The organism is Pseudoalteromonas sp. S3178, assembly GCF_005886985.1.
Classification (GTDB): Bacteria; Pseudomonadota; Gammaproteobacteria; order Enterobacterales; family Alteromonadaceae; genus Pseudoalteromonas; species Pseudoalteromonas carrageenovora.
Genome location: NZ_PNCW01000099.1, coordinates 1 through 10,111 on the forward strand (window position 1 = coordinate 1; position 10,111 = coordinate 10,111).

Consider the following 10,111-nt stretch of genomic DNA (forward strand, 5'->3'; position numbering starts at 1 on the left):
GAGAATGCATGGGACGATTGGAAATGTTAGCCCCATACAATATGAATCAATGAATTAAAGCCCCGTGTCTACTTTATCAGGGTCAGATCAGACAACTGACAACTGACAACTGACAACTGACAACTGACAACTGCCAACTTAATTTTACAGCTCTAGCGTAAACGTTACGCCTGCTACTCTTGGCTCACCTAATTGAACGTAGGTGTGTGTAGCGTAACCATCAAGTGGGTCGTTACCAAATTCAAAGCCGCGTGTTGGTACTGTTTCGTCAAATACGTTACGAGCCCATGCGCGTACTGCCCACATATCGGCTTCGTAGCCAAAGCTCAGGTTAACTAAATTGCTGCTCGGCGCTTGTGAATTATGGCTATCTGAGAAGTAATAATCGTCTTTACCTTCAACACCAATCATCCCGTATAGTTCATTAGTAAAGTTGTAACGTGCGCTAAATGCGTATTGGTACTTAGGTGATTGCGCTTGCTCACGGCCGTCTTGGTTTAAGCCCGATTGCGTTACAAAGTCGTCAATTTCTGTATTTAAGTAACCCGCACTACCGGTTAAGAATAAATCTTCAGTAAGTTGGTAACTGCCTTCAATTTCTAAGCCGTAGTTACTGCCAGAGCTTGCGTTATCAACATAACCTGTAAACTGCTGGTTTTCTACTTGCCATGCTTTTAACTGAATATTGTCGCGGTGCATATAAAACGCCGCTAAACGCAGAGTAAATTTGTCATCAAGCGATGAGCCCTTAACGCCAAACTCGCCACTCCAAAGGTATTCAGGATCAAAGCTTGTATGCTGCTGGAAAAAATCAGCACTTAAGTTTAAGCCTTCATCTTTTGCTTTAGCGAGTGCTTCTGAGTTAATACCGCCAGCTTTATAGCCGCGTGTAATGCTTGCGTAGATCATGGTGCGATCAATCACTTGGTACTCAAGTGCTACTTTACCGCCAACCATTACGTCGTCTGTATCTTCAATAAAGCCGTTGCTGTCGGTGTAATCACCTTGGTATTGCTCTACGCGTAAACCCGTAATTAATGTGGTTTTAGGGCCAATAGGTGTGGCTAATTGGCCGTATACAGCTACGTTGCTGGTTTCGTAGGTTGATGCAAATGGGCTTGCAAGCCATGTGTATTCGCGCTCTAAATCTACATCACGGTTTTGGTAATAAACACCTGCAACCCAGTTACCTGTTTTAGAGTTAAATTGTAAGTTAACCGATTGATCGTCGCGATCACGCGTGTATATATCTGTTGAGCTATAGCCCCAAGGATGCAAGCCTGCCGCACATAATTGTGGCTCGCTCGGATCGTTACATACCCAGTCTTCATCAAAGCTGTAAAGTAGCTCTGTATCTATGGCTGATAGGTTTAAATTTACGTCAAAGGCATCAAAGGCAGTGTAGGTATTATTAATCCCTATTGCATAGCTTTGTTGATTATCTTGGCCTGGCTCGTCGGCTACACTATTACGGCTGTTATCGAGCGTGAACGCATCGTAACCGTTGTTTATGTCAATGTAATGTAGGTTTAACTCAGTGTTTAAATGCTCAGTAAGTTGGCTGTTTAATTTAAAGCGGGCTACTTGCTCATCTTGTTGTTGAGTTTCGTCGTTTAAATACAGGTTATCTACATAGCCGTCTGATTTTCTACGAAAGTAGCTTACGCGTGCGCTTGTATCATCCGTTAAGCCTGTACTTGCGGCAAGGCCTGCTTCGCGTGAGTTGTATGTGCCCATACCCACTTGTAATTTTAAACTAGGATCGGCGGTGGCTTGTGCTGATTCCATTTGGATCATACCGGCCATACCATCTGCGCCAAAACGAGTGCCTTGCGGGCCGCGGTAAATTTCTACTTGATCAATATCAAATAATAATGAGCTACCACCAAGGCCTGAGTAGTTAATGCCGTCAATAACTAAACCAACCGATGGGTTAATTGGGTCTACAAATTGTGAGCGAAGTCCCACACCACGAATTTGAATATAACGACCGCGAGAAGCACCTGAAGTAAAGTTTACGTTTGCAGTGCTACCTAACATTTCGTCTAAGTAATTTGCGCCACGCTGGTTAATTTCAGACTCGCTGAATAGGCTTGCACTGGCGCTTAGCGTTTGAATGCTTTCACGTTGAAAGTCGCCCGTTACAACGATTCTTTCAAGGTCGCTGTCATCAGCGTGAGCTACAAGTGGTGCACTGATTAGCGGTAAAAGTGCGGCAGTAATTAAAGACAAACGTAAGTTCATTGGGTTACTTAACTCCATTTTAGGGACTCGTATGGTAGCAATTATTTCAACACATGTGCTATAAACGCGGCAATTATACGTTAAATAATCAGGATTACTAATATGACCTTTAAAGTTGACTTTAAAGTGCGTGATTATGAATGTGACTTACAGGGTATTGTAAATAACAGTGTTTACTTTAATTATTTAGAGCACGCGCGCCACGAGTTTTTATACGCTAAAAGTGTTGATTTTGCTCAATTGGCAAAAGATAAAATTAACCTTGTAGTGATACGTAGCGAAATGGATTACAAACACTCTTTAACACCGGGTGATGAGTTTTACGTGGCTGTAGAGCCTATACGCATTAGTCGTTTAAAATTTGCGTTTAAGCAAACAGTGGTGCGCAAGCGTGATGAAAAAGTAATGCTTAACGCGCTTGTAACTGGTACTTCGGTTAACGAAAAAGGCCGACCATTTTTACCGCCCGAAATTGATAACCTATTCAAAACTGAGATCTAAATTAAGCTGTTTAACTTTTAAACTATCATAGAACAAAAATTTACATTTAAAACATGCATATTTAACGGATAAGTAGCATAAAAATTGTTACTATGACGCTAATTAGACAATTAGTTAGTAGTAACATGAAATTAGCAGCAATACCGATGCTTGTAATCGGTTTATGTGTTGGTTGCGCATCAACAGGGACAGTTACCACTGAGCAGCTAAAATACACACAATGGCAATTATCAAAGGTTGATGGTTTAGCTATTCCGGCGTCGTATAACGCCTCCATGAGTTTTATAGAAGCACTTCAAGTGAACGGTTTTGCTGGCTGTAATAAGTTTTTTGGCGAAGGCGAACTTGAAGACAGTAGCTTAACTGTAAGCAAATTAGGTATGACGCGAAAGTCGTGCGGTGAAGAGCTTGACGAGTTTGAGCAGCAGCTACTAGAGGCTTTAAAACAAGGCGCAGAGCTTAAAATGCAAGACCAACAATTGGTGATGCAAGGCGAGCAAACATTTGTGTTTATCCCAAAATAATTTTTGAGTTTTTAAAAACTAGCCCCTTGCAGGCAATTTTTAACTGGCGTACACTCAGCGCAGATTAGACGAGTTATTTGTCAAATCAACGAACAAATTTTATATATCAATACTTGTCGGAGTGCCTAAGTCTAACTTAGGCTGAGATCGCGAAAGCGGGATCCGTGAACCTGATCAGGTTAATACCTGCGTAGGGAACAAGCTGCCTAAAATGGGACGCTTGTGCGTCTTTTTTTGTGCGCACAACAAAATGTCACCTTATTAGGCCGCAAAGTAGCATTACAGCTGCTTTACGATCTTTCTCTATTCCTTAGGAATATCTGACAAGACAATCCTTTAGCAATGAGGTAAGTCATGTCAAACACTACAAATAAATCAACACGTCGAGAAACGCGCGCAGCCGCGTCTGACTATATTTATAACTTAACGGGCCAGCCGTTTCCAAGTTCGCACAAAGTATATGTACAAGGCAGCCAGCCGGGCGTGCGTGTAGGTATGCGCGAAATAACACTAAGCGACACCTTTATCGGCGGCACCGACGAAAACCCTGTGTATGAACCAAATGATCCGCTACGTGTTTACGATACATCGGGCCCGTATACCGATCCTGATTTTGAATTAGATGTACGCAAAGGCTTGCCTAAATTTCGTGAGCAATGGATACAAAACCGAGACGACACCGAAATACTCGACTCGGTAACGTCGCAGTTTGCGCAGCAGCGTATGGCTGATGACGGACTTGATCATATTCGTTTTGATCATTTACCAAAAATTCGCCGTGGTAAAGCGGGTAAAAACGTAACGCAAATGCATTATGCTCGCCAAGGCATTATCACCCCTGAAATGGAGTACGTGGCAGTACGCGAAAACATGGGACGTGCACAAATTCGTGAAGAGTTATTAGCAGCCCAGCACAAAGGCGAGTCGTTTGGTGCAAGTATTCCTGATTTTATTACCCCTGAATTTGTACGCGATGAAATTGCACGTGGTCGCGCTATTTTACCTAATAATATAAACCACCCAGAAACCGAGCCGATGATAGTGGGGCGTAACTTTTTAGTAAAAGTTAACGCTAATATTGGTAATTCATCGGTAAGTTCATCAATCGAAGAAGAAGTAGAAAAAATGGTGTGGTCTACCCGCTGGGGCGCCGACACCGTAATGGATTTATCGACCGGGCGTTATATTCACGAAACGCGTGAGTGGGTAGTGCGCAACTCGCCTGTGCCCATTGGCACAGTACCAATTTATCAGGCGCTTGAAAAAGTTAATGGGGTGGCCGAGGATTTAACGTGGGAGATATTTCGCGATACGTTGATTGAGCAAGCTGAGCAGGGCGTTGATTACTTTACTATTCACGCCGGTGTACTGCTTCGCTATGTGCCAATGACGGCAAAACGCGTAACCGGTATTGTATCGCGCGGTGGCTCTATTATGGCTAAGTGGTGTTTAGCACACCATAAAGAAAACTTTTTATACACCCACTTTGAAGATATTTGCGAAATTTTAAAACAATACGACGTGTGTTTTTCACTCGGTGATGGCCTTCGTCCAGGCTCTATAGCCGATGCCAACGATGAGGCGCAATTTAGTGAGTTACGCACCTTAGGTGAGCTGACTAAAATTGCATGGAAGCACGACGTACAAGTATTTATAGAAGGCCCAGGGCATGTGCCAATGCACATGATTAAAGCCAATATGGATGAGCAATTAAAGCATTGCGACGAAGCACCATTTTATACATTAGGCCCATTAACGACCGACATAGCACCAGGGTACGACCATATAACATCGGGTATAGGCGCTGCACAAATAGCGTGGTATGGCTGTGCAATGCTTTGCTATGTAACACCAAAAGAGCATTTAGGCTTGCCTAATAAAGAAGATGTTAAAGAGGGCTTAATTACCTACAAAATTGCAGCGCATGCTGCCGATTTAGCAAAAGGGCACCCGGGCGCGCAAGAGCGCGATAATGCCTTATCAAAAGCACGCTTTGAATTTAGATGGCACGACCAATTTAACATAGGTTTAGACCCAGAGCGTGCCCGCGAATACCACGATGAAACCCTTCCGCAAGAGTCAGGTAAAGTTGCGCACTTTTGCTCTATGTGTGGCCCTAAGTTTTGTTCAATGAAAATTAGCCAAGAAGTGCGTGATTACGCTAAAGACTTAGAAGTGCGTGGCATTGACCCTAATAATGCAGGTGAAACCATAGAGATCAAAATGGTTGATGTAGAAGCGCAAATGAAAGCTAAATCTGAGGAGTTTAAACAAACAGGCTCTGAAATTTACCACAAAGCGATATAAGCCATATAGGGCTTGGGCTACGAGCAATAAAGTAAGTACCTTATTGCTCGTAGCCAGTTATTTGCAGAGCGCGGTTAATAGGAGATTTTATGTTTTATAACATTGCTGTGGTGGGTTTTGGTTTAGCAGGGCGCTTAGCTGCTCTTGAGCTAAGTAAGTCGCACCATGTAACGGTGTTTGAAGCAAGCGATGATCACACCCCAAATAGTGCCGGTAAAGTGGCTGCGGCAATGCTTGCCCCGCTTGCTGAGTCGGTATTGTGTGAAGCTGATTTAGCCATTATGGGGCTTAACTCACTAAAGCGCTGGCCAGAAATAATAAGCGAACTTGAAGGTGACGTATTTTTTCAGCAGCAAGGCACACTGGTTGTTGCGCATCAGCAAGATAAAGGTGACCTAAAAAGTTTTACTCAGCGAATAAAACCAATAGCAGGGCACTGTGCTCAGGCATTAAACGCTCAGCAAATAGCGAAGTTAGAGCCAGAGCTTGCAAACCGGTTTAACCAAGGTGTGTTTTTACCTTGCGAAGGGCAAATAGATAACCAAGCCTTTTATAAAGCAAGTTTTACCATACTTAATAAGCGCAAAGTTAAGTTTGTGTTTAATCAGCGAGTAACCATTAAAAACGGTGAAATTAATAACCGCGCCTTTGATTATATTATTGATTGTCGTGGCTTAGGTGCTAAAGCTGAGAAACCACTCAGAGGGGTGCGCGGAGAAGTCGTAAGGTTACAGGCGTCTGAGGTTAATTTAACTAGGCCGGTGCGTTTAATGCACCCGCGCTACCCAATTTACATAGCGCCAAAGCCTAATAATGAATATGTAATTGGTGCTACCGAAATTGAATCTGACGATAATGGCCCTGCGACTGTGCGCTCAACGCTTGAATTGCTCTCGGCCGCTTACACAGTGCACAGTGGGTTTGCTGAGGCTCGATTACTCAATATTCAAACCGGCTTACGCCCGGCATTTAGCGATAACCGCCCTGTGGTTTTAAAAAAGGGAAATGTAATTAGCATTAATGGCTTGTACCGCCACGGTTATATGTTAGCGCCGGCTTTGGTGGCCGATGCAGTTTCAAAAATAGGGTGAGTAATAAATGAATATAACAATTAATGGCGAGCTACTTAATGTTGATAGCAAAGCGCTCGTTGAAGTACTTCAAAGTTTTGGTGCAGTTGCGCCTTTTGCTGTGGCTGTTAATAGTGAATTTATTCCACAAAGTCAGCACGGTAACTATGTACTTAATGAAGGCGACAGTGTTGAGTTGCTGTCACCCATTCAAGGCGGATAAAGCTCATGCAAACTAAAGACTGTTTAACTATTTATGGAGAGCAAATAAATAGTCGTTTATTAATCGGCTCAGCGCTGTATCCGTCGCCCGATACTATGACCCAATCGATAGTTGCCTCTGGGGCTGAAATTGTAACCGTGTCGCTTAGGCGACAGCAAAGTGCAGCAGCGGGGGATGATTTTTGGCAGTTAATAAAAAATACCGGCCTTAAAATACTCCCCAATACGGCAGGGTGCCATAGTGTGAAAGAAGCCGTTACGCTTGCAAAAATGTGCCGAGAGGTATTTGCTACCGATTGGATTAAGCTTGAACTAATAGGTGATGACTACAACCTACAGCCCGACCCATTTGCACTGTTAGAGGCAACAAAAATATTAATTAATGATGGCTTTAAAGTACTACCTTACTGCACCGATGACTTGGTACTTTGCCAGCGTTTAAATGAGCTAGGCTGTGAAGTGCTTATGCCATGGGGGGCGCCTATTGGCACCGGTAAAGGGCTTTTAAATAGTTATAATTTAAAAACAATTCGCGAACGCTTACCCAACACAACTTTAATTGTAGATGCAGGCCTTGGCTTACCTTCGCATGCCTGCCAAGCGCTTGAATTAGGGTATGATGCGGTATTGTTAAATTCAGCGATTGCTGGGGCGGGTTGCCCAATTACGATGAGTCGTGCATTTAAAGCTGCAGTAGAAGCAGGGCGCTTTGCGTATAGCGCAAAAGCAATGCCCGAAAAAGACTTAGCGGCCCCATCAACCCCCACAATGGGCATGCCGTTTTGGCATCAGCAGTAAGGAAATAAAGAGTATGAATAATTTAGTGTGGACAATTGCCGGATCTGACTCAGGCGGTGGTGCAGGTATTCAGGCCGATATAAAAGCAATGCAAAGTTTTGGCGTGCATGGTTGTACTGCAATTACCGCGCTTACGGCGCAAAATAGTTTAGGTGTAGAGGCCATCAACGCGGTATCTACCGATATTATTGAATCGCAATTACTGGCGCTTGAAAGTGATATGAAAGCCAAAGTAATTAAAATTGGCATGTTAGCAAATGTGCAGCAAATTCAATTAATAAGCGAGCATATAGCGCATTATAAAGCTAAATGGCCAGTCCCTCCTGTGATTGTTTACGACCCCGTTGCTATTGCCTCAAGTGGTGATGTATTAACAGAGGAAGATACCGTAAGTGCGATTAAAGAATGCTTAATGCCGCTGGTGGATGTAATAACGCCTAACACGCACGAAACTCAATTATTAACAGGCGTGTATTTAATTGGCCCAAGCGCCGTTAAAGATGCTGCAAATAAGTTATTAAGTTGGGGTGCAAAAGCGGTTGTTATTAAAGGTGGGCATTGGGATTACCCAAGCGGCTACTGTATTGATTATTGTGTAAATAATTTTACGCAAAAGGGTGAAGAGTATTGGCTTGGTAATAAAAAAATTCAAAGCCCTCATAGCCATGGTACAGGCTGCAGTATGGCCTCGGTTATTGCCGCGTGTTTAGCAAAAGACTACCCGCTAAAAGATGCCTTTGTTTTAGCTAAAGCTTATATAAACCAAGGCTTAAAGCAGTCAGTTAGATACGGTGAAGGAATAGGCCCTGTTGCGCATACTGCTTTTCCTACAAATTTAGATGATTTTCCACAAGTGATTGAGCCAGGCAGTTGGCTTGGTGATGAACTTGATTTTGATGTGCCGCTTGAATTTAATATGGCCGCTGATTTTGCACCCTGTGAAAGTAAAACACTCGGCTTATATGCTGTGGTTAGTAATATGGACTGGTTAACTAAATGCTTAGAACAAGGCATTAAAACAGTGCAGCTACGCGTTAAAAATAAAACTGATATTGAGCTTGATGAACTCATAAAACAGGCAGTTGAACTGGGTAAAAAGTACAGCGCTCACGTATTTATAAATGACTACTGGCAGTTAGCTATAAAGCACGGTGCTTATGGCGTGCATTTAGGCCAAGAAGATTTAGAAATTGCTAATTTAGCCGCCATTAAAGACGCGGGTTTAAGGCTTGGGCTTTCTACTCATGGCTTTTACGAAATGCTCCGTGCGCACAACTACCGACCAAGTTATATGGCATTTGGCGCTATTTACCCAACCACGACCAAAGATATGACAGGGCAAATACAAGGGCTCGATAAACTTAAAAAGTTTGTGCCATTAATGCAAAGCTACCCAACGGTTGCTATTGGCGGAATAGATTTAACCCGCGCAAGCGAGGTTGCAGATACAGGAGTAGGGAGTGTTGCGGTAGTAAGAGCCATTAGTGAATCGGATGATTATATTGCTGCGATTAGTGCGCTACAAAGTGTTATAAACCAGCCCAATGGATAAGCTCAGCGATAAAGAAACCCTGCGTTATAGTCGTCATTTATTATTAAAAGAAGTAGGACTAGAAGGGCAGTTAGCACTAAAAGCTGCAACCGTTGCTGTAGTCGGTGCGGGCGGTTTAGGTAGCCCTGCACTTTTGTATTTAGCGGCAGCGGGTATTGGTACGCTTATATTAATAGATGATGATGCTGTTGAGCTTTCTAACTTGCAGCGCCAAGTGCTCTATAAAGTCAATCACTTAGGGCAAAGCAAAGTAGCAGCCGCTGGCAAAGTATTAACAAGCCTTAATAATCAAATACACATAGTGACGCACAATAAAAAGCTTGATGATAGTAACGCCGCTGAGCTTTTAAACAATGCTGACATAGTGCTTGATTGCTCAGATAATTTTGCCACACGCTATAGTGTTAATCGCTATTGTATTGCCAATAAAACACCGTTAATTGCAGGTGCAGCACTGGCAACGAAAGGGCAGTTAATGGGGTTTGATTTTAGGAAAAATAGTAGCCCGTGTTATGGCTGCGTTTTTACAAAAAGTGACTCTGCACCTGTGGTAAATTGTAGTAATGCGGGTGTAATAAGCCCTTTATTGGGTGTTATTGGTTCTATGCAGGCACAACTTACGCTTAATATATTATTAGGGCACGTTGAGGGGAGTGTGTTTATTACCTTCGATGCGCTGAGTTTAAAGCAGCAACATTTTAAAGTAGTTAAAGATTTAAACTGTAAAGAGTGCGGTGGATAAAGTAAGAGGTAATTCGCGGGGCTAACTCGGGGTTAAGCCATGAGAAGCTGCGCTTCTAACGTGGGCAAGCCCTATGTCTATCAATAAAAAAACACCGGGTTTGTAATAAACGCGGTGCTTTCTAATCTTTTACTGACAACTGACAACTGAC

9 protein-coding genes and 1 riboswitch are annotated in these 10,111 nt (G+C 43.1%); of the genes, 8 read left to right on the plus strand and 1 reads right to left on the minus strand.

Annotation, left to right across the window (positions count from 1 at the left end; genetic code table 11):
• Nucleotides 1–144 precede the first annotated feature (144 nt).
• A complete protein-coding gene (locus CWC11_RS19880) occupies nucleotides 145–2,244 on the minus strand; it encodes a TonB-dependent receptor (RefSeq protein WP_138684084.1) in 2,100 nt (699 codons plus the stop codon).
• Between the two features lie 102 nt (nucleotides 2,245–2,346).
• Between CWC11_RS19880 and CWC11_RS19885 the strand changes: the two genes are divergently transcribed.
• The 8 genes from CWC11_RS19885 (at nucleotide 2,347) to CWC11_RS19920 (ending at nucleotide 9,960) form a co-directional block, all read left to right on the plus strand.
• Nucleotides 2,347–2,745 carry an acyl-CoA thioesterase gene (locus CWC11_RS19885; protein WP_138684077.1) on the plus strand — a complete coding sequence of 133 codons (399 nt, stop codon included), beginning with the start codon at nucleotides 2,347–2,349 and terminating at the stop codon, nucleotides 2,743–2,745.
• Between the two features lie 125 nt (nucleotides 2,746–2,870).
• Nucleotides 2,871–3,269, plus strand: coding sequence for an META domain-containing protein (locus CWC11_RS19890; protein WP_283241016.1), 399 nt, complete (start codon nucleotides 2,871–2,873; stop codon nucleotides 3,267–3,269).
• Nucleotides 3,270–3,376: 107 nt separating this feature from the next.
• Nucleotides 3,377–3,483: riboswitch (TPP riboswitch) on the plus strand.
• Between the two features lie 140 nt (nucleotides 3,484–3,623).
• Nucleotides 3,624–5,576, plus strand: coding sequence for a phosphomethylpyrimidine synthase ThiC (gene thiC / locus CWC11_RS19895; RefSeq protein ID WP_138684078.1), 1,953 nt, complete (start codon nucleotides 3,624–3,626; stop codon nucleotides 5,574–5,576).
• 89 nt (nucleotides 5,577–5,665) lie between these two features.
• Complete coding sequence (locus CWC11_RS19900; protein ID WP_138684079.1) at nucleotides 5,666–6,667, plus strand: FAD-dependent oxidoreductase; 1,002 nt, start codon at nucleotides 5,666–5,668, stop codon at nucleotides 6,665–6,667.
• A 7-nt stretch (nucleotides 6,668–6,674) separates the two neighbouring features.
• Nucleotides 6,675–6,869: a sulfur carrier protein ThiS gene (gene thiS, locus CWC11_RS19905; RefSeq protein WP_138684080.1), complete on the plus strand. Its 195-nt coding sequence runs from the start codon at nucleotides 6,675–6,677 to the stop codon at nucleotides 6,867–6,869.
• A gap of 5 nt (nucleotides 6,870–6,874) precedes the next feature.
• A complete protein-coding gene (locus tag CWC11_RS19910) occupies nucleotides 6,875–7,666 on the plus strand; it encodes a thiazole synthase (RefSeq protein ID WP_138684081.1) in 792 nt (263 codons plus the stop codon).
• 13 nt (nucleotides 7,667–7,679) lie between these two features.
• Nucleotides 7,680–9,218 (plus strand): thiamine phosphate synthase, encoded by a 1,539-nt coding sequence (gene thiE / locus CWC11_RS19915; RefSeq protein WP_138684082.1) that lies wholly within the window; start codon nucleotides 7,680–7,682, stop codon nucleotides 9,216–9,218.
• Nucleotides 9,211–9,960: a HesA/MoeB/ThiF family protein gene (locus CWC11_RS19920; RefSeq protein ID WP_138684083.1), complete on the plus strand. Its 750-nt coding sequence runs from the start codon at nucleotides 9,211–9,213 to the stop codon at nucleotides 9,958–9,960. The genes thiE and CWC11_RS19920 overlap by 8 nt, the downstream gene beginning before the upstream one ends.
• Nucleotides 9,961–10,111 lie beyond the last annotated feature (151 nt).

What these genes read in the sequence shown, in the direction of transcription:
- CWC11_RS19880 (WP_138684084.1), bottom strand. Translation starts at nt 2,244, where the DNA reads ATGAACTTACGTTTGTCTTTAATTACTGCCGCACTTTTACCGCTAATC.
- CWC11_RS19885 (WP_138684077.1), top strand. Translation starts at nt 2,347, where the DNA reads ATGACCTTTAAAGTTGACTTTAAAGTGCGTGATTATGAATGTGACTTA.
- CWC11_RS19890 (WP_283241016.1), top strand. Translation starts at nt 2,871, where the DNA reads ATGAAATTAGCAGCAATACCGATGCTTGTAATCGGTTTATGTGTTGGT.
- thiC (WP_138684078.1), top strand. Translation starts at nt 3,624, where the DNA reads ATGTCAAACACTACAAATAAATCAACACGTCGAGAAACGCGCGCAGCC.
- CWC11_RS19900 (WP_138684079.1), top strand. Translation starts at nt 5,666, where the DNA reads ATGTTTTATAACATTGCTGTGGTGGGTTTTGGTTTAGCAGGGCGCTTA.
- thiS (WP_138684080.1), top strand. Translation starts at nt 6,675, where the DNA reads ATGAATATAACAATTAATGGCGAGCTACTTAATGTTGATAGCAAAGCG.
- CWC11_RS19910 (WP_138684081.1), top strand. Translation starts at nt 6,875, where the DNA reads ATGCAAACTAAAGACTGTTTAACTATTTATGGAGAGCAAATAAATAGT.
- thiE (WP_138684082.1), top strand. Translation starts at nt 7,680, where the DNA reads ATGAATAATTTAGTGTGGACAATTGCCGGATCTGACTCAGGCGGTGGT.
- CWC11_RS19920 (WP_138684083.1), top strand. Translation starts at nt 9,211, where the DNA reads ATGGATAAGCTCAGCGATAAAGAAACCCTGCGTTATAGTCGTCATTTA.